The sequence below is a fragment of the Halomonas sp. Y3 genome (assembly GCF_024137965.1).
In the GTDB taxonomy this organism is placed as follows: Bacteria; Pseudomonadota; Gammaproteobacteria; order Pseudomonadales; family Halomonadaceae; genus Halomonas; species Halomonas mongoliensis.
Genome location: NZ_CP099975.1, coordinates 2,669,149 through 2,687,130 on the forward strand (window position 1 = coordinate 2,669,149; position 17,982 = coordinate 2,687,130).

14 protein-coding genes are annotated in these 17,982 nt (G+C 70.0%); 3 read left to right on the top strand and 11 right to left on the bottom strand.

Going from position 1 to position 17,982, the window contains the following annotated elements; genetic code table 11:
* Positions 1-9: 9 nt before the first annotated feature.
* The 3 genes from NHL60_RS12740 to NHL60_RS12750 form a co-directional block, all read right to left on the bottom strand.
* Positions 10-180, bottom strand: a complete 171-nt coding sequence (locus tag NHL60_RS12740) for a DUF6435 family protein (RefSeq protein ID WP_253443885.1) — start codon at positions 178-180, stop codon at positions 10-12.
* Positions 181-305: 125 nt separating this feature from the next.
* Positions 306-1,826, bottom strand: coding sequence for an aldehyde dehydrogenase (locus NHL60_RS12745; protein ID WP_253443886.1), 1,521 nt, complete (start codon positions 1,824-1,826; stop codon positions 306-308).
* Positions 1,823-3,229, bottom strand: coding sequence for an aspartate aminotransferase family protein (locus NHL60_RS12750; RefSeq protein ID WP_253443887.1), 1,407 nt, complete (start codon positions 3,227-3,229; stop codon positions 1,823-1,825). The genes NHL60_RS12745 and NHL60_RS12750 overlap by 4 nt, the downstream gene beginning before the upstream one ends.
* 204 nt (positions 3,230-3,433) lie before the next feature.
* Between NHL60_RS12750 and NHL60_RS12755 the strand changes: the two genes are divergently transcribed.
* Complete coding sequence (locus NHL60_RS12755; protein WP_253443888.1) at positions 3,434-4,804, top strand: glutamine synthetase family protein; 1,371 nt, start codon at positions 3,434-3,436, stop codon at positions 4,802-4,804.
* A gap of 122 nt (positions 4,805-4,926) precedes the next feature.
* Here the strand turns inward: NHL60_RS12755 and NHL60_RS12760 are convergent, their stop codons facing one another.
* The 3 genes from NHL60_RS12760 to NHL60_RS12770 form a co-directional block, all read right to left on the bottom strand.
* Positions 4,927-5,613: a glycine zipper 2TM domain-containing protein gene (locus NHL60_RS12760; protein WP_253443889.1), complete on the bottom strand. Its 687-nt coding sequence runs from the start codon at positions 5,611-5,613 to the stop codon at positions 4,927-4,929.
* A gap of 198 nt (positions 5,614-5,811) precedes the next feature.
* The gene (locus NHL60_RS12765) at positions 5,812-6,663 is read right to left on the bottom strand and encodes a methylenetetrahydrofolate reductase (protein ID WP_253443890.1); all 852 of its coding nucleotides are present in this window, start codon (positions 6,661-6,663) and stop codon (positions 5,812-5,814) included.
* Between the two features lie 10 nt (positions 6,664-6,673).
* Entirely contained in the window at positions 6,674-7,870 is a 1,197-nt protein-coding gene (locus NHL60_RS12770; protein ID WP_253443892.1) for a glycine cleavage T C-terminal barrel domain-containing protein, read from the bottom strand.
* A 231-nt stretch (positions 7,871-8,101) separates the two neighbouring features.
* On the opposite strand from NHL60_RS12770, the gene NHL60_RS12775 reads away from it, so the two are divergent.
* On the top strand, positions 8,102-10,669 hold the full coding sequence (locus NHL60_RS12775; RefSeq protein ID WP_253443894.1) for an FAD-dependent oxidoreductase: 2,568 nt from the start codon (positions 8,102-8,104) through the stop codon (positions 10,667-10,669).
* A gap of 24 nt (positions 10,670-10,693) precedes the next feature.
* On the opposite strand, the gene NHL60_RS12780 is transcribed toward NHL60_RS12775, so the two are convergent.
* Positions 10,694-11,737, bottom strand: a complete 1,044-nt coding sequence (locus NHL60_RS12780) for a GlxA family transcriptional regulator (RefSeq protein ID WP_253443896.1) — start codon at positions 11,735-11,737, stop codon at positions 10,694-10,696.
* Between the two features lie 240 nt (positions 11,738-11,977).
* Between NHL60_RS12780 and NHL60_RS12785 the strand changes: the two genes are divergently transcribed.
* Complete coding sequence (locus tag NHL60_RS12785) at positions 11,978-13,723, top strand: formate--tetrahydrofolate ligase (protein ID WP_253443898.1); 1,746 nt, start codon at positions 11,978-11,980, stop codon at positions 13,721-13,723.
* Here NHL60_RS12785 and NHL60_RS12790 read toward each other — a convergent pair.
* Genes NHL60_RS12790 through potA form a run of 4 tightly spaced genes read right to left on the bottom strand, consistent with a single transcriptional unit; the run spans position 13,720 to position 17,967 of the window.
* Complete coding sequence (locus NHL60_RS12790) at positions 13,720-15,012, bottom strand: FAD-binding oxidoreductase (protein WP_253443900.1); 1,293 nt, start codon at positions 15,010-15,012, stop codon at positions 13,720-13,722. The two genes, NHL60_RS12785 and NHL60_RS12790, sit on opposite strands and share 4 nt — an antisense overlap.
* Positions 15,013-15,054: 42 nt before the next feature.
* Complete coding sequence (locus tag NHL60_RS12795; RefSeq protein WP_309635562.1) at positions 15,055-15,897, bottom strand: ABC transporter permease subunit; 843 nt, start codon at positions 15,895-15,897, stop codon at positions 15,055-15,057.
* Positions 15,898-15,899: 2 nt separating this feature from the next.
* Positions 15,900-16,811 carry an ABC transporter permease subunit gene (locus tag NHL60_RS12800; RefSeq protein WP_253443902.1) on the bottom strand — a complete coding sequence of 304 codons (912 nt, stop codon included), beginning with the start codon at positions 16,809-16,811 and terminating at the stop codon, positions 15,900-15,902.
* Positions 16,812-16,833: 22 nt separating this feature from the next.
* Positions 16,834-17,967 (bottom strand): polyamine ABC transporter ATP-binding protein, encoded by a 1,134-nt coding sequence (gene potA / locus NHL60_RS12805; RefSeq protein ID WP_253443904.1) that lies wholly within the window; start codon positions 17,965-17,967, stop codon positions 16,834-16,836.
* Positions 17,968-17,982 lie beyond the last annotated feature (15 nt).

Sequence of the window (17,982 nt, forward strand, 5' to 3'; positions counted from 1 at the left end):
GCCCGGGACCTACCCCTTCTTCAGCGCCTCGATCTCGGCGCGGATCGCCTCCGCCTCCTCGGTGAGCGAGGCGTTGGCGCGCATGTCGCCGTTGCGGGCGGCGTGCATCGCCTGCTCCAGCTTGCGCTCGTATTCCTTCTGCAGCTTCTTCGCCGGGTCTGACTTGAAGAGTCCGAACATGAGAGTACCTCTGGCCGGGGAGTGTCCCCACAGGCTACTCCCCTCGCCCAAAAAAAGCGATACAAGAGCTGTACATTAAGCACTTCTTGTACGCAAAAGCCCGCGGCCGGCCCCGGCGAAAGGGCTCAGGGCGCCAGCGACATCCAGACGCTCTTGAGGGTCGAGTACTCCTCCAGGGAGTGATGGGACTTGTCGCGGCCGTTGCCCGACTGCTTCACCCCGCCGAAGGGCATGGTCTGGTCGCCGCCGGCCCAGTTGTTGACGAACACCTGGCCGGAGTGGAGCCGCCGGGTGACACGCATGATGCGGTCGATGTCCTGGCTCCAGAGCCCCGCGGCCAGGCCATAGACGCTGTCGTTGGCCATGGCCACCGCCTGCTCCTCGCTGTCGAAGCCGAACACCGAGAGCACCGGGCCGAAGATCTCCTCGCGGCCGATGGCCATCTCGGGGGTCACGCCATCGAACACCGTGGGCGGAATGAAGAGCCCCTTGCCATCGACCCGGGTGGCCTCACCGCCCACACGCAGCCGGGCGCCCTCCTCGCGGCCCTTCTCGATATAGCCCAGGATGCGCCGGTACTGCGCCTCGTCGACGATGGCCCCCATGAAGCTCTCCGGGTCCAGGGGGTCGCCGGGCTGCATCCCCTTGGCCGCCTCGAGCACCTGGTCGATAAAGGCCTCGCGGATCGAGTTCTCCACCAGCAGCCGGGAGCCGGCGATGCACACCTCCCCCTGGTTGTGGAAGATCGCCGCGGCGGCGTGTTTCGCCACGCGACCCAGATTCTTGCAGTCGGCGAAGACGATATTGGGGGACTTGCCGCCGCACTCCAGATAGACCCGCTTGAGGTTGGACTGACCGGCATACTGCATCAGCTGCTTGCCGGTGGCGGTGGAGCCGGTAAAGGCGAGGCAGTCCACCCCCATGGAGAGCGCCAGTGCCTTGCCCACGGTGTGGCCGAAGCCCGGCAGCACCTGGAAGACGCCAGGCGGCAGTCCCGCCTCCCGGGCCAGCGCCGCCAGGCGCAGCGCCGAGAGCGGCGACTTCTCCGAAGGCTTGAGGATCACGCTGTTGCCGGCAGCCAGCGCCGGGGCCACCTTCCAGGCGGTCATCATCAGTGGGAAGTTCCAGGGCACGATGGAGGCCACCACGCCGAGGGGCTCGCGCAGCACCAGCGCCAGGGCCTCCTCGCCGGTGGGCGCCACCTCGCCGTAGAGCTTGTCGATGCACTCCGCCTGATAGCGAAAGCAGGCGATAGCGCCAGCCATATCACCGAGCGAGCTTGTCACCGGCTTGCCCATGTCCAGGGTGTCGAGCAGCGCCAGCTCATGCTTGTGGGCCTCCAGCAGCTCGGCCAGGCGCAGCAGCACCTTCTTGCGCCGGCCCGGGGCCAGGCGCGACCACTCGCCGGCCTCGAAGGCGGCCCGGGCGTGGCCCACGGCGAGCTCGGCGTCGGCGGCATCGCAGCTGGCCACCTCGGCCAGGGCCTCGCCGGTAGCCGGGTTCGTCGTGGTGAAGGTCTCGCCGCTCACCGCAGCGACGAAGGCGTCGTCGATGAAGGCGAGAGTCTCGAGCCCCGTCTCGGACGTCAGGGAGGCGGCCAAGGCCTGCCAGTCGGCCAGGGTCTTCGGGGATTCAGAGCGGCTCATGCGAGGCTCTCCTTCTGAGGGTCGGTTAGGGGGTCGGCCAGCCGGGCCAGGGTCGCGTCAAGCGCCCGACGAGCCTTCTCGACCAGCTCGTCGATCTCGTCACGGGAGATCACCAGCGGCGGCGAGATGATCATGGTATCACCCACCGAGCGCATCACCAGGCCGCCGGCGAAGCAGAGGTCGCGGCAGAGGGTACCGACGCCCAGGGATTCGTCGAAGCGCTCGCCGGTGGCGGGGTCGACCAGCTCAAGGGCGCCGATCAGCCCCAGCGAGCGCGCCTCGCCCACCAGCGGGTGCGCCTCGAGGGCCTTCCAGCGGCCGGCCAGGTAGGGGCCGATCTCGTCGCGGACCCGGTCCACCAGCCCCTCGGCCTCCAGCAGCTCGAGGTTCCTCTGCGCCACCGCGGCGCACACCGGATGGCCCGAATAGGTGAAGCCGTGGAAGAACTCGCCGCCCTCCTCGATCAGGGTCTCGGCGACCCGGTCCCCTACCAGGACCCCGCCGATGGGCAGGTAGCCCGAGGAGAGCCCCTTGGCGATGGGCATCAGGTCCGGCTCCAGGCCGTAGTGGACGCTGCCGAACCACTCGCCCAGACGCCCGAAGCCGCAAATCACCTCATCTACCACCAGCAGGATGTCGTACTTGGCCAGCACCGCCTTGACCGCCGGCCAGTAGCTTTCCGGGGGGATGATGGCGCCCCCGGCGCCCTGCACCGGTTCGGCGATGAAGGCGGCGACCTGCTCCTCGCCGAGCTCCTGGATCTTCGCCTCCAGGGCCGCGGCGCACTCCCGGCCGAAGGCCTCGGGGTCCTGGCCGGCCGTGCGCCCTTCTCCAGACCGCCCCTCTCCAAACCAGTAGGGCTGGCGCACATGGGCGATCTTCGGCACCAGAGGACCGCCCTGGGCGTGCATGGGGGCCATGCCGCCGAGGCTCACCCCCGCCACGGTGGAGCCGTGGTAGGCGTTGTTGCGGCCGATCACCCACTGCTTGTCGGGCTGGCCCTTCAGCGCCCAGTAGCGGCGCACCATGCGCAGCACGGTGTCGTTGGCCTCGGAGCCGGAGCCGGTGAAGAAGACGTGGTTGATATGGGCGGGCGCCAGGCGGCAGAGCGTCTCGGCCAGACGGATCGCCGGCGGATGGGCGGTCTTGAAGAAGCTGTTGTAATAGGGGAGCTGGCGCATCTGCTCGGTGGCGGCCGCCACCAGCTCCTCGCGGCCGTAGCCCAGGTTGACGCACCAGAGCCCGGCCATGCCGTCGAGGATACGGTTGCCCTCGGCGTCGTGGATATAGACTCCCTCGGCGCGCTCGATGATGCGGCTGCCCTCCTCCCCCAGCGCCTTGAAGTCGGTAAAGGGGTGCAGGTAGTGGGCGCGATCCAGGGCCTGGTAGTCGCGGGTAGACATGAAGTTCTCCGTAAGAGGGGCCCAGGCTCCGCCAGGCAGAGGCGGACGGGAACCCGGCGGCAGCATGTTATGCTTTATTCACCATAGCGACTCGGCAATCCCTTTCCAAGCGGCAGAAACCCGGCTTTTCGTAAACTATTTGACAACATAGGTCACCCCAACAAGGATAGGAACCACAAGGATCACAACGCCAGAGGTGCGCCCATGCCGGCTCCCGACGAGGCCCAGGCCTTCCTCGACGCCCACCCCGAGATCAACAGCATCGACCTGCTGATCGGCGATCTCAACGGCGTGATGCGGGGCAAGCGCATCCCCCGGGACAGCCTCGCCAAGGCCTATACCCGCGGCATCGCCCTGCCCGCCTCGGTCTTCGCCCTGGACATCAACGGCCACACCATCGAGGCAACCGGCCTCGGCCTCGACAGCGGCGACGGCGACCGCCTCTGCCGCCCCATTACCGGCAGTCTCAAGCCGGTGCCCTGGGTCGCCCGGGGCCACCAGGCCCAGCTGCTGATGAGCATGGAGGAGTTCGACGGCACGCCCTTCTTCGCGGATCCCCGCCAGCTGCTGAAGCGGGTGCTGGGCCGCCTGACCGCTCTGGGGCTGACGCCGGTGGTGGCGGTGGAACTGGAGTTCTACCTGGTGGATCGCCAGCGCACCGCCGACGGGCTGATCCAGCCGCCCTGCTCGCCGGCCAGCGGCGAGCGCGCCACCCAGAGCCAGCTCTACTCCATGCTGGAGCTCGACGAGTACGCCGACTTCCTCGAGGAGGTCCAGGCCGCCGCCCAGATCCAGGGCCTGCCCCTGGACACCGCCCTCAAGGAGTGCGCCCCGGGACAGTTCGAGATCAACCTGATCCACTGCGACGATGCGCTGGCGGCCTGCGACCACGCCGTGCAGCTCAAGCGCCTGATCAAGGGGGTCGCCCTGCTCCACGGCTTCGAGGCGACCTTCATGGCCAAGCCCTACGGCCAGGAGGCGGGCAACGGCATGCACGTGCATATCAGCCTGCTGGACAAGGGCGGACGCAACGTCTTCGGCGAAGCGGGAGACGACCCCCTGGGGAGCCCGCGGCTGCGCCAGGCGGTGGCCGGCCTGCTGGCGCTGATGCCCGCCGCCATGGCGATCTGCGCGCCCAACCTCAACGCCTTCCGCCGCTTCCAGCCGGGCCTCTATGTGCCCATGGCCCCCACCTGGGGCTTCGACAACCGCTCGGTGGCGCTGCGAATTCCCGCCGGGGCCCGGGCCGCCCGGCGCATCGAGCACCGGGTGGCGGGCGCCGACGCCAACCCCTACCTGCTGCTGGCCGCCCTGCTGGCCGCCATCCACCATGGTCTCGCCGAGGGGCTCGAGCCGCCGCCGCCCAGCGTCGGCAACGCCTACGAGACGACGCCCCCCAGCCTGACCAACAGCTGGCAGCAGGCCCTCGACCTGCTGGAGGCCGACGAGATCCTCGGCGAGGCCCTGGGACATGACTTCCTGCACGTCTACCTGGCCAACCGTCGCGCCGAGCGTGCCCAGGCCCTGCAGGCGGTGAGCCGGCTCGAGTACGACTGGTACCTGCGCCACGTCTGAGCCCCCTGGCGCGGTCCCCCGAAACGCATACGCCCCCGGATCCGCGGATCCGGGGGCGTGCATGAGCCAGGCCGGTGGGGCGCAGAGCGCTCTTGCTCAACCCTCTTGCTCAGCCCTCTCGCTCAGCCCTCGCGCTGGGGCTCGGCCTCCTGCAGGGCGGCCTGCCACTGCACCTCGCCCTCGACGACCGGGAGACGCTCGGCCTGGGGGGCGCTCTCCATGCGCCGGGTCAGCTCCTCGCCGTTGAGGCGATAGGTGACGTCGTAGCCGAGGTGCTCCTCGTGGCTCTCCATCACCGTCTGGCACTGCCGCTCAGTCACGGTCTGGTTCTGGGTCTCGTAACGGGTCTCGTACTGGACCTGGCTACCCGCCTGGGCGTGCTGGCGGGCCTCGACGCGATTCTGCACCTCTCGCCCGGCCAGGCCGCCGCCGATGGCACCGGCCACGGTGGCCAGCTTCTTGCCGCTGCCGCCGCCCACCTGGTTGCCCAGCAGGCCGCCGACGATGGCCCCGGCCGCGGTGCCGACGACGCGATGGGGGTCCTGGCTCGCCCCGGGGCCTGAGGGCGCGGCCTGGGTGACGGGCACCTGGACGGGCACCTCCACCGGCACCTCGACGCTGACCACCTTCTCCACGTCCTCGCACACCTCGCGGGGGCGCTCCACGCTGCGGGTGGCCGCCGCGACGTCGATGATCTCGGCAAACTGAGGCGCGGGGGCCCGGTTGTCCTGGACCTGCCAGGCGCCGAAGGCCAGCCCACCCAGCCCCAGCACGGCCAGGCTGGATCCCACGATGATCGACTTGCTCATGACTCTCCTCCTCGCGGGCGCACGGGCGCCCATCGCTGAAACTCGCAGGGCTCCAGGCGAGGGAGACTCGGTTCGGTGATAACGACGATGAGAGGCGCGGCGGGGCCTCCTGCGCCACCGCGATGCCGCCAGTATAGGTGCCTGCACCGCCCTGAGGGACTCAGCAGCGCCGCTTCCCCATTTTCTGACCCGCTGTCGTCATCGGGCGACAGGCAGCAGCGCCTCCAGGCTGGCCCGAGAGGGCTCGGTCTGGTTGAAGGTGTAGACGTGCAGGCCGACGAAGCCCTCGCGCTCCACCTCCAGCGCCGGCCAGAGATCGCGCAGCAGGGCGTCGGGGCGATAGAGGGAGGCCCCGAACAGCCGGCTGAGCCAGCCGTCCTGGCGGCGCAGGGCGCGCAGCGAGGGACCCAGCCCCAGCCGCAGGGCGATGGTGAGCAGGCGTCGACGATCCATCACGCCCGGGATCCCGGCGTAGACCGGCAGGGGCAGGCCGAGGCGCCGCTGCCGTTCGCGCCAGGCGAGCAGGGGCGCCGCCTCGAAGCAGAGCTGGGTGACGGCATAGTCAGCCAGCGCCGCCTTGGCCTCGAGGTCGCGCTGCAGGGGGGCCGCCGCGATCCGGTGGTGGCCTTCCGGATAGGCGGGCACCCCGACCCGCTCGGGCCGCATCGACAGCGAGGCCATGGCCTCGAGCAGCGCCAGGCCGTGGGGAAAGTCCCCCACCGGGCGCTCGGCATCGCCGCCCACCACGAAGACGTCCTCGATCCCCAGCGCCGCCAGCTGCGCCAGCAGCCGCTCCAGGTGGAGGCGATCACGCACCAGGCGTGCGGCGAGGTGGGGCACCACCTGGAAGCCCGCCCCCACCAGCCACTCGCTGGCCTCCAGGGTGCGCTCGAGGCCGTGACGCGGCGAGCAGGTCATGGTGACCAGGGCGCCTGCCGGCAGCGCCGCGGCGGCCTCACGCATGCCGCGGATCGGCAGCAGTTCAAAGCGGGTGGCCAGCCAGGGCGGGCGGGCAAGGGCCGCCAGGGCGGCCCGATTGGCATCGTTCATGGCACCTCCATCACCCCTTGGGAATCGCCTTGGCCGGGTCGTGGAAGGGCTTCTCCACCACCACGGCGTCCTGCATGCCGGTATTGGCCTCGATGCGCAGGGGCGTGCCCAGCTCGGCATGGGCGACGGGCACCATGGCGTAGCCGATGTTGCGCTCCTGACGCGGCGAGTGGGTGGCCGAGGTCACCTTGCCGATGCGCTCGCCGTCCGGGGCGAACACCGGAAAGACGTCGATCATCGAGCCGTCGGTGAAGTAGCCCACGCCGGGGCCGTCGATCTCCACCCCCACCAGCTTGCGCGACACCCCCTCCGCCTTGATCCGCTCCAGGGCGGCGCGGCCGATGAAGTCGTCGTCGCCGCGCAGGTCGACCATCCAGTCGTAGCCCATGCCCACCTCGAAGGGGTTGGTGCCGAAGTCGATATCGCAGCCGAAGGCGAGGATGCCGCCCTCGATGCGGCGGATATGGCAGGGGCCTATCACCTGCATGCCGTGGGGCCGGCCGGCCTCGAAGACCCGCTGCCAGAGCGCCTCCCCGAAGCGGGTGGCATCGCGCAGGTAGATCTCGTAGCCGATCTCGCCGGAGTAGCCGGTGCGCGAGATCACCACCGACATGCCGTCGAGCTCGGCCTCCATCAGGTGGTAGTAGGGAATCCCCAGCACGGCGTCGCCGAACAGGTCCACCATCACCGCCTTGGCCCTGGGGCCCTGGACCTGTACCGGGGCCACGTCCACCTCGCCAAGGGTCACGTCCAGCCCGGCATTGACGGCCAGCCCCCGGCACCAGAGCAGGATGTCGCTGTCGGCCAGGGAGAGCCAGAAGCGGTCCTCCTCGATGCGCAGCAGCACCGGGTCATTGAGGATGCCGCCATCCGGGGCGGTGACGAAGACATACTTGCACTGCCCCACCTGGCACTGGCGCATGTCGCGAGGCACCAGGCGCTGGACGAAGGTGAAGGCGTCCGGGCCGCTGATCTCGATCTGGCGCTCGACCCCCACGTCCCAGAGGGTGACGCCCTGCACCAGGGCCCAGTACTCCTCCACCGGGTCGGTGTAGAGCCGGGGGTGATAGTGGTGGTTGTAGACGCTGTACTTGCGCACCCCGTGACGCCGCGAGGCGTAGAAGAAGGGCGACTTGCGAATACGCGGATAGAGCAGGATCTCGGGCGCCTGCTGACCCTGGGCGATGTTCTGGATGACCTGGGACATGACCTGCCTCCTCGACGCGGTGGACGGCACCCGCTGCCGCCCCTGTCTGGAAGCTAGTGCCCGCCGGCGGGGGGCATCTCGCTGTGGGCGTCGGCCACTTTGGCAGCGGCGACACGCCGCCCATCATGCTGTCGTTCCGACGACAGGGAGCGTCGCCGGGGGACAGAGAGCCGCCCGGCAGCTACCTATGCTGTACCCAGAGGCCCACCCGCAGTGACCCCAGGAGGCAGCATGGCGACCCTTCCCACTCAGGCAGCGGCGGTGATCATCGGCCAGGGCGGCATCGTGGGCGCCTCGGTGGCACACCATCTGATCGAGCAGGGCTGGAGCGACCTGGTCGGCCTCGACGGCGCCGCCATCCCCACGGATGTCGGCTCCACCGCCCACGCCTCCGACTTCTGCTACATGACGTCCCACGACCGCCTGACGTGCTATACCACCACCTACAGCCGCCGCTTCTACGAGGCCCTGGGCCACTACCACCGGGTGGGCGGCCTGGAGATCGCCCGGGTCGGCGACGAGGCGCGCCTCGCGGAGCTTCAGCGCAAGGTGGCCTCGGGCAAGGCCTTCGGCACCCGCGCCCGCATGATCGACGCCGACGAGGCGGTAGCGCGCTTCCCGCTGCTGGACCCGGCGCTGATTCTCGGCGGCCTGTGGGACCCCGACGCCGGCCTGGTGGTGCCACGCTCCCAGCGGGTCGCCGGGGTCCTGGTCGAGCGCGCCGTGGCGAGCGGCCACCTGAGCGTCTTCCCGGATACGCCGGCCGTGAATATCGACGTCCAGGCCGGCCGGGTATGCGGCGTCGAGACCCCCAGGGGCTATATCGCCACCCCGCTGGTGATCCTCACCGCCGGCATCTGGGGACCGCTGCCCGCGGCCACGGCGGGGGTGGCGCTGCCGCTGATGCCGGTGGAACATCCGCTGATGTTCTTCGGCCCCTTCGAGGCCTTCGCCGGCAGCGGCAAGGAGATCGGCTACCCGCTGCTGCGCGACCAGGGCAACTCCGCCTACATGCGCGACACCGGCGATCCGCGCTCCACCGAGGGGGGGCTGCTGGAGTGGGGCTACTACGAGCCCGTCGAGCCTCGCCTGGTCCATCCCGGGGATATCCTCTCCCGGGAGCGGGCCCGCCTCTCCCCCTCCATGCGCGACCTGGAGGCCGACCAGGTGGCCGAGGCCTTCGAGCGCGCCGTCGAGCTCACCCCCCTGCTGGGCGAGCTGGGCTGGGACGAGAAGCACTCCTTCAACGGTCTGCTCTCCGTCACCCCGGACGGCGGCTCCCTGGTGGGCGAGGCGCCGGAGGTCCGCGGCCTCTGGCTGTGCGAGGCGGTGTGGGTCAAGGACGGCCCGGGCATGGGCAAGGTGCTGGCGGACTGGCTCACCCACGGCCGCCCCGAGCTCGACCCCTGCGGCATCGACATCGCCCGCTTCTACCCGGTGCAGAAGACGCCCCACCACGCCCTCGGCCGCTGTCGGGAGATCGCCCAGAAGATCTATGATCCGCCGGTGCACCCCCGCGAGCCCTTCGAGAGCGGCCGTGACCTGCGCCGCGGCCCCTTCTGGCCCCGCGAAATGGAGCTGGGGGGCTACTTCATGGAGGCGGCGGGCTGGGAGCGCGCCCACGGCTACGGCGCCAACGAGGCACGGCTGAGCGACTATCTCGAGCGGGTGCCCGAGCGCCCCGCGGAGTGGGACGCCCGCCACTTCTGGCGGGTCGCCAACGCCGAGCAGCTGGCCATGAGCGACGACGTGGGCATGATCAACCTCTCCCACTTCGCCATCTACGACATCTCGGGGCGCGACGCCGAGGCTCTGCTGGAGCGGCTCTCGGTGGCCAAGGTGGGCGGCGACACCCCCCTCGGCAAGGGGGTCTACACCCACTTCCTGGACGCCTTCGGCGGGGTCCACTCGGATCTGACCATCGTGCGCCTGGCCGTGGATGCCTGGCGGGTGATCTGCGGCGGCGACACCGGCCATCGCGACCTGATGTGGATCAGGCGTCGCGGCGAGGACCTTGGCCTGACCCGCTGGCACCTGGAGGACCGCACCGACAGCCTGGCCACCCTGGGGGTATGGGGGCCCAACGCCAGGCGCCTGCTGCAGGGCCTGGCCGACGAGCCGGCGGGGCTCGACGATGCCCGCTTCCCCTTCGCCACTGCCCGGGAGCTGCGCCTCCAGGGCCTGCCGGTCTGGGCCTTCCGCATCTCCTACGTGGGCGAGCAGGGGTGGGAGCTCTACGTGCCCTTCAGCTACGGCCTGGCGCTCTGGGACCGACTCTTCGAGGCCGGCGTGCTCCCGGTGGGCATCGAAACCTACGCCAACAGCCGCCGCCTGGAGAAGAGCCTGCGATTGCAGAACGTCGACCTGCTCACCGACTACAACCTCGTTGAGGCCGGCCTGGCCCGGCCCAGGGTCAAGGCCGCGGACTTCCACGGCAAGGCCGCCTACCTGGAACAGCGCCAGCGGCCGCAGCAGCCGGCCAGCCTCTGCACCCTGGTGATGGAGGAGAACCACGACGCGGCGGGCACTCCGCGCTTCCCGGTGGGGCAGTCCCCGCTGCTCGACCCGGCGAGCGGCGAGGTGCCGATCGATGATCTCGGACGACGCTCCTACGTCACCAGCATCGCCTACGGGCCGAGCCTCGAGCGCAATATCGCCCTGGCCTACCTGCCCGCGGCCTGCGCCGAGGCGGGACGCACCCTGCTGCTGGAGTACTTCGGCGAGCACTATCCGATGCGGGTCGCGGCGGTGGGCTATCGGGCGCTCTACGATCCGGAGAACCTCCGACCGCGCAGCTGACTCACGCCGGCCCCATGGACCCGCTCAGGTCGCCTCGCCGCCCTGAGCCGCGGTGTCCGGCACCTCGGCGGCAGCCACGCCGACCTGGCGCTCGCGGCGACCCTTGCGCTCGCCGCTCGGCGAGTGGCCGAAGTGGTCGTGGTAGCACTTGGTGAAGTGGGGCGGCGAGATGAAGCCGCAGGCCAGCGCCACCTCGGTGATCGGCAGCTGGGTCTGGCGCAGCAGCAGCCGGGCCCGGGCCAGGCGCAGCTCCAGGTAGTACTTGAGCGGCGGCGTGCCCACGTAGCGCTGGAAGAGCCGCTCCAGCTGGCGGCGAGAGAGGCCCGCATAGCGGGCCAGTTCGTCCAGGGCCAGGGGCTCCTGGAGGTTGGCCTCCATCAGGGTGGCCACCTCCTCCAGCTTGGGATGACTGTGTCCCAGGCGCACCCGCAGCGGGTTGCGCTGTCGGTCCCCCACGCCACGAATCCGCTCGTGGATGAACTCCTCGGCGATCGCCTCGGCCAGCGCCGGCCCCTGCTCGCGGTCGATCAGGTGGAGCATCATGTCCAGGGGGGCAATACCGCCGGAGCAGGTATAGCGGTCGCGATCCATGACGAAGAGCCGGGAGGTGAAGGTGACCGCCGGGAAGCGCCGCGCCTCGTGCAGGCTCGAGATATGCTCCCAGTGCAGGGTGCAGCGATAGCCGTCGAGCAGGCCCGCCTGGGCGAGCACATAGCCACCGGTACAGACCGCGCCCAGAGGGGTATGTCGCTCGGCCAGGCGGCGCAGCCAGGCGAGCAGGGGGCGGCCGCAGTGGCGGTGAACCTCCACCCCGGCGCAGACGAGCAGCAGGTCAAGGGCCGGCAGCGGCTCCAGCGCCTGATCCACCGCGGTAGCCAGGCCATTGCTGGCCGCCACCGGGACGCCGTCTACGCCGATCAGGTGCCAGGTGTAGAGGCGACGGCCGGCCAGATAGTTGGCCATGCGCATCGGCTCCAGGGCCGAGGAGAGGGCGAGATGGGAGAAGCCGGGCAGCAGCAGGAAGCCGATATCCCGGTGATCCGAGGCCGCTGGGGCGTGAATCGTCATGGGGTATCTCCCGAGCGGGGTGGCCTTGACGGGCAGAGTTGCCTGGCAGCCTAGTCGAACCCAGGCGGTCTGGCGACGGCTCTTCCTTTGACAGCGCCATGCGCCGATCCGTGTCATGCTGAGGGCCATCGGCATGTCGCTGCGGCCAAGCCGCCCGACGCCGGCGCGCAAGCTACTTCCGATCATGGCGCGATACTGAGCCTGACAGCCGATGCAGCCCCGGCCCCGAGGAGGTAGACCATGGCCCCCCACTCCCCCGCCACTGACCAGGCCAGCCCGGCCCCGCTCGACAACCTGGGCATCGCCCGCGCCGCGCGGCTGTGGCCCATCGAGGAGATCGCCCACCGCCTGGGCCTGCCCGGCGAGGCCGTGGAGCCCTACGGGCGAGGCATCGCCAAGCTCGACCCGACGGCCCTCTCGGCGCTGGCCGAATGCCCCCGGGGGCGCTACGTGGTGGTGACGGCGATCACCCCCACGCCTCCCGGGGAGGGCAAGACCACCACCGCCATCGGCCTGGTCCAGGGTCTGCAGCGCCTGGGCCATACCGCCAGCGTGGCCCTGCGCCAACCCTCCATGGGCCCCACCCTGGGGCTCAAGGGCGGCGCCACCGGTGCCGGCTACAGCCAGGTGCTGCCCATGGAGCGCATCAATCTACACCTCACCGGCGATATCCACGCGGTGGGCGCCGCCCACAACCTGCTGGCGGCCCTGATCGACAACCACCTCCATCACGGCCTCGAGCCGGCGCTGGACCCCCGCGAGATCCGCTGGCAGCGGGTCATCGACCTCAACGACCGCGCCCTGCGCCACCTGGTGCTGGGCCTGGGCGGCCCGGGTGGCGGCTATCCTCGAGAGAGCGGCTTCGAGATCACCGCCGCCTCGGAGGTGATGGCGGTACTGGCCCTGGCCGACTCCCTGGCCGACCTGCGCCGGCGCCTGGGCCGGCTGATCGTGGGCCTGGATCGCGACGGCGAGCCGGTCACCGCCGAACAGATCGGTGCCGCCGGGGCCATGACGGTGCTGCTGCGCGAGGCCTTCAAGCCCAACCTGCTGCAGACCCTGGAGCACGCGCCGGCGCTGATCCACGCCGGCCCCTTCGGCAACATCGCCCACGGCAACTCCTCCATCGTCGCCGATCGCATCGGACTCCACGCCGGCGACTACCTGGTCACCGAGGCGGGCTTCGGCGCCGACATGGGCGCCGAGCGCTTCTTCAACATCAAGTGCCGCGCCTCGGGCCTGGTCCCGGATGCCGCGGTGCTGGTGGTGACGGCGCGCGCCCTGAAGTATCACAGCGGCCGCCACCCCATGACGCCCGGCCAGCCGCTGCCCGCCGCCCTGCTCGCCGAGCGACCCGAGGCGGTCCGGGAGGGCGGCGCCAACCTGCTCAAGCAGATCGACAATATTCGCGCCCACGGCGTCACCCCGGTGGTGGCGATCAACGCCTTTCCGGATGACCACCCAAGCGAGCACGACGCCATCCGTGAGCTGTGCCAGTCCGTCGGCGTCAAGGCGGTGGTCGCCACCCATGTGCGGGACGGCGGTCAGGGTGCCCAGGCGCTGGCCGAGGCGCTGATCGAGGCGATCGACGAGAGCCGAGACGCCGGCAATGGTTTCCACTTCCTCTACCCCGACGACATGCCGCTGACCGAGAAGATCGAGCGCATCGCCACCCGCCTCTACGGCGCCGACGGCGTCGACTTCGCCCCCGCGGCCCGGATGCGCCTGGAGGCCTGGCAGGGCCAGGGATACGGCGAGCTGCCGGTCTGTATCGCCAAGACCCACCTCTCGCTCTCCCACGAGGCTGGCCGTCTCGGCGCTCCCCGGGGCTGGCGGCTGCCGGTGCGCGAGGTGCGCCTCTCCGCCGGCGCCGGCTTCGTCTACGCCCTGTGCGGCGATATCCTCACCCTGCCAGGGCTGGGGCCCTCGCCGGCCGCCACCCGTATCGACATCGACGAGAACGGCAATACGGTGGGGCTGTATTAGATGCCGAGCCTGTCGCGGGCCTGGTAGTACCAGGCGCCGAGCGCCGAGAGCGGTACCCGCAAGAGGCGCCCGCCGGGGAACGGCAGGTGAGGGATGCCGGCGAAGGCGTCGAAGCGCTCGCCCTGGCCGTGCATCACCTCGGCGATCAGCTTGCCGGCCAGGTGGGTGCAGGTGACCCCGTGGCCGGAGTAGCCCTGGGCATAGTAGACGTTGCCGTTGACCACCCCGAACTGGGGCAGGCGGTTGAGGGTCATTAGGAAGGTGCCGCTCCAGGCGTGGTCCACCTTGACGTCGGCGAGCTGCGGGAAGGTGGCCAGCATCTTGGGGCGGATCAGCGCGGTGATGTCCGCCGGATCCTCGCCGCCGTAGTTGACCCCGCCGCCATAGAGCAGGCGGTTGTCCCGGGTCAGCCGGTAGTAGTCGAGCAGGTAGTTGCAGTCCTCCACCGCCTTGCCCAGGGGAATCAGCGCCCGGGCGCGGGCCTCGCCGAGGGGCTCGGTGGCGATGATCTGGGTGCCGCAGGGCATCGAGCGGCCCTCGATCTCCGGCAGCACGCCGCGCAGGTAGGCGTTGCCGGCCATCACCACCCGCTCGGCCCGGACCCGCCCGCCGGCGGTGCGCAGGGTGAGCGGCTCGCCGTGGATGACCTCCTCCACCGCCGACTGCTCGTAGATGCGCCCGCCGAGCGACTCCAGCGCCGCGGCCTGGCCCAGCACCAGGTTCAGGGGATGCAGGTGGCCGCCGCCGTGGTCCACCAGGGCACCCAGGTAGCGGTCGGAGTTGACCTCGCGCTTCACCGCCTCCCCCTCCAGCAGCTCCAGCTCCCGGTAGCCGTAGCGCTCCCAGAGCGCCTGGTGCTCGCGCAGCCCGGCCAGCTGCTTGCGGTTGCAGGCGGCGAAGAGGTTGCCGTCGGCGAGGTCGCAGTCGATGGCGTACTGCTCGATGCGCTCACGAATGATGCGGTTGCCCTCGAAGGCCATGTCGCCTAGGGCGCGGGCGGTCTCGGCGCCATACTTTGCCTCGATCACGTCCATGTCGCGGCTGTAGCTGTTGACGATCTGGCCGCCGTTGCGCCCGCTGGCGCCGAAGCCCACCCGGGCCGCCTCCAGCACCACCACCGAGAGGCCGCGCTCGGCCAGGTGCAGCGCCGCGGAGAGGCCGGTGAAGCCGGCCCCCACCACGCAGACGTCGCAGTCGAGCTCCCCGACGAGCGCCGGACGCTCGGGGGCGGGGTGGGCAGTGGCGGCGTACCAGGAGGCGACGTGCTCGCCGGCGGGCTGTTCAGGCATGGCGGGGCTCCGGACGGTTGACGGTAGAGGTGAAGGGGGGCATCAGGGCGTCTCCTGCTGGCGCAGGGCGGCCAGCCGGCGCGCCTCGCTGCGGCGCATCAGGTACCAGGCGATGAAGGTGGCCAGCGACACCGCCAGGATGATCAGGGTGGCCAGGGCATTGATCTTGGGCGAGACCCCCATGCGCACCGAGGAGAAGACCACCATGGGCAGGGTGGTGGCCCCGGGGCCGGAGACGAAGCTGGCGATCACCAGGTCATCCAGCGACAGGGTGAAGGCGAGCAGCCAGCCCGCCGCCAGCGCCGGGGCGATCACCGGCAGGGTGATCTGGAAGAAGGTCTTCACCGGCGGCGCGCCGAGGTCCATGGCCGCCTCCTCGATGGAGCGGTCCACCTCCCTGAGCCGCGACGAGACCACCACCGCCACGTAGGCGCTGCAGAAGGTGGTGTGGGCGATCCAGATGGTGGCCATGCCGCGATCCGCCGGCCAGCCGACGATCTGGGCCATCTGCACGAAGAGCAGCAGCAGCGAGAGGCCGGTGATCACCTCCGGCATCACCAGCGGCGCGGTGATCATGCTGGAGAGCGCGGTCTTGCCGCGAAAGCGCCCGAAGCGGGTCATCACGAAGGCGGCCAGGGTGCCCAGGCAGACCGCCATGGTGGCCGAGAAGAAGGCGATGCGCAGGCTGGTCCAGACGGCGGCCAGTATCTGCCGGTCGCGCAGCAGCTCCAGGTACCAGCGCCCGGAGAAGCCCGCCCACACCGTCACCAGCCGCGACGAATTGAAGGAGTAGACCACCAGCACCACCATGGGCAGGTAGAGAAACAGCAGCCCCAGGATCAGCATCAGGGTGGTGAAGGATGGCGGCGTGAAGGGTCGGCGCATGGTCACTCCTCCAGCTCGCGGGACTGGTAGCGATGAAACAGCCCGATGGGGATCAAGAGCAGCAGCAGCATCACCATGGCCAGCGCCGAGGCCACCGGCCAGTCGCGGTTGAGGAAGAACTCCTCCCAGAGCACCTTGCCGATCATCACCGTGTTGGGACCGCCGAGAAGCTCAGGGATCACGTACTCCCCCACCGCGGGAATGAAGACCAGCATGGAGCCGGCGATGATCCCCCCCTTGGAGAGCGGCAGGGTCACCTTCAGGAAGGTGTTGAACTTCCGGGAGCCAAGGTCTGCGGCGGCCTCCAGGAGAGAGTCGTCGAGCCGGGTCAGGTTGGCGTAGAGCGGCAGAATCATGAACGGCAGGTAGGCATAGACGATGCCCAGCATCACCGCGAAGTTGGTGTTCATCATGCGCAGCGGCGAGTCGATGAGGCCGATCCACAGCAGCAGGTTGTTGAGCAGGCCGTTGGTGCTGAGAATGCCCATCCAGGCGTAGACCCGGATCAGGAAGGAGGTCCAGGAGGGCAGCATCACCAGCAGCAGCAGCACCAGCTGCCAGCGCGCCGGGGCCCGCGCCATGGCATAGGCCATGGGGTAGCCGATCAGCAGGCAGAAGAGCGTCGAGAAGAAGGCGATCTTCACCGAGCCCCAGTAGGCCGCCACGTAGAGCGAATCGCTGGCCAGGAACAGGTAGTTGCCCAGGTTCAGGGCGACGTTGAGGGTCTCGGCGGTGAAGTCGAGGATCGGCTGGTAGGGGGGTACCGCAATGGCCGCCTCGGAGAGGCTGATCTTGAGCACGATGGCGAAGGGCGCCAGGAAGAAGAGGCTCAGCCAGATCAGCGGCACGGCGATGACCCAGCCGCGCCCCGGGCGCAGGCGGCGCGAGAGGCGCTCGAGGGCAGTCGGTTTCATGGGGCTCCTCGCTTTTTCGGGCTCACTCATGCAACACTACGGCGCTCATCGCGTCCCAGCCGACGTAGACCGGCTCGTCCCAGTCGGGGCGGTCGCCGCGCCGCTCCACGTTGGCCAGGCTCGCCTTGACCAGGGTGCCGGTCTCGGTACGCACGTAGTAGACCGAGTGCCCGCCCAGATAGGCGATATCCTCTACCTTGCCGGCGGCCCAGTTCCTCTCCCCCTCCGGCCGCTCCCGGGAGAGCAGGGTCTTCTCCGGGCGCACCGCCACCCACACCCGGCGCTCGTCCGCCTGGGTGGTGATGCCGTGCCCGATATAGATATCGCGCCCGAGGGCGGGGCTTGCAATGATGCAGTGGTCGGCCTCGTCCACGCGAATCTCCCCCTCGAAGAGGTTCACGCTGCCCACGAACTCGGCCACCATGCGGCTCGCCGGGCTCTCGTAGATATCCACCGGGGTCCCCACCTGGGCAATCCAGCCATCCGACATGATCGCCACCCGGTCGGCCATGGTCATCGCCTCCTCCTGGTCGTGGGTGACCATGATGCAGGTCACGCCGACACGCTCGAGGATCGCCACCACCTCGAGCTGCATCTCGGTGCGCAGCTTCTTGTCCAGCGCCCCCATGGGCTCGTCGAGCAGCAGCAGCTTGGGCCGCTTGGCCAGCGAGCGGGCCAGGGCCACCCGCTGGCGCTGGCCCCCGGAGAGCTGATGGGGGCGGCGCCTGGCGAACCCCTCCATATGGACGAGCCTGAGCATCTCGGCCACTCGCTGCTCGATCTCGGCCCGGGGCAGGCGATCCTGCTTGAGCCCGAAGGCGATGTTCTGGGCCACCGTCATATGCGGGAAGAGCGCATAGGACTGGAACATCATGTTGATGGGCCGCTCATGGGGCGGCATGGCGGTGATCTCCTGACCGTCGAGCAGGATCTGGCCGTCGCTTGGCGTCTCGAACCCTGCCAGCATGCGCAGCAGGGTCGACTTGCCGGAGCCCGAGCCGCCCAGCAGGGCGAAGATCTCGCCCTGGCGGATGGTCAGGTTGACGTCGTCCACCGCCAGGGCGCCGTCGAAGCGCTTGCTGATGCGGCGGATCTCGACCAGCGCCTCGCCGGTGCGTCGCCCGGGCGGACGCGCCGCGGTCTGGTTCTGGGGCATCGGCATCTCCTCTCT

Coding starts and splice junctions, on each gene's coding strand:
- NHL60_RS12740 (WP_253443885.1), bottom strand. CDS start 180: ATGTTCGGACTCTTCAAGTCAGACCCGGCGAAGAAGCTGCAGAAGGAA.
- NHL60_RS12745 (WP_253443886.1), bottom strand. CDS start 1,826: ATGAGCCGCTCTGAATCCCCGAAGACCCTGGCCGACTGGCAGGCCTTG.
- NHL60_RS12750 (WP_253443887.1), bottom strand. CDS start 3,229: ATGTCTACCCGCGACTACCAGGCCCTGGATCGCGCCCACTACCTGCAC.
- NHL60_RS12755 (WP_253443888.1), top strand. CDS start 3,434: ATGCCGGCTCCCGACGAGGCCCAGGCCTTCCTCGACGCCCACCCCGAG.
- NHL60_RS12760 (WP_253443889.1), bottom strand. CDS start 5,613: ATGAGCAAGTCGATCATCGTGGGATCCAGCCTGGCCGTGCTGGGGCTG.
- NHL60_RS12765 (WP_253443890.1), bottom strand. CDS start 6,663: ATGAACGATGCCAATCGGGCCGCCCTGGCGGCCCTTGCCCGCCCGCCC.
- NHL60_RS12770 (WP_253443892.1), bottom strand. CDS start 7,870: ATGTCCCAGGTCATCCAGAACATCGCCCAGGGTCAGCAGGCGCCCGAG.
- NHL60_RS12775 (WP_253443894.1), top strand. CDS start 8,102: ATGGCGACCCTTCCCACTCAGGCAGCGGCGGTGATCATCGGCCAGGGC.
- NHL60_RS12780 (WP_253443896.1), bottom strand. CDS start 11,737: ATGACGATTCACGCCCCAGCGGCCTCGGATCACCGGGATATCGGCTTC.
- NHL60_RS12785 (WP_253443898.1), top strand. CDS start 11,978: ATGGCCCCCCACTCCCCCGCCACTGACCAGGCCAGCCCGGCCCCGCTC.
- NHL60_RS12790 (WP_253443900.1), bottom strand. CDS start 15,012: ATGCCTGAACAGCCCGCCGGCGAGCACGTCGCCTCCTGGTACGCCGCC.
- NHL60_RS12795 (WP_309635562.1), bottom strand. CDS start 15,897: ATGCGCCGACCCTTCACGCCGCCATCCTTCACCACCCTGATGCTGATC.
- NHL60_RS12800 (WP_253443902.1), bottom strand. CDS start 16,811: ATGAAACCGACTGCCCTCGAGCGCCTCTCGCGCCGCCTGCGCCCGGGG.
- potA (WP_253443904.1), bottom strand. CDS start 17,967: ATGCCCCAGAACCAGACCGCGGCGCGTCCGCCCGGGCGACGCACCGGC.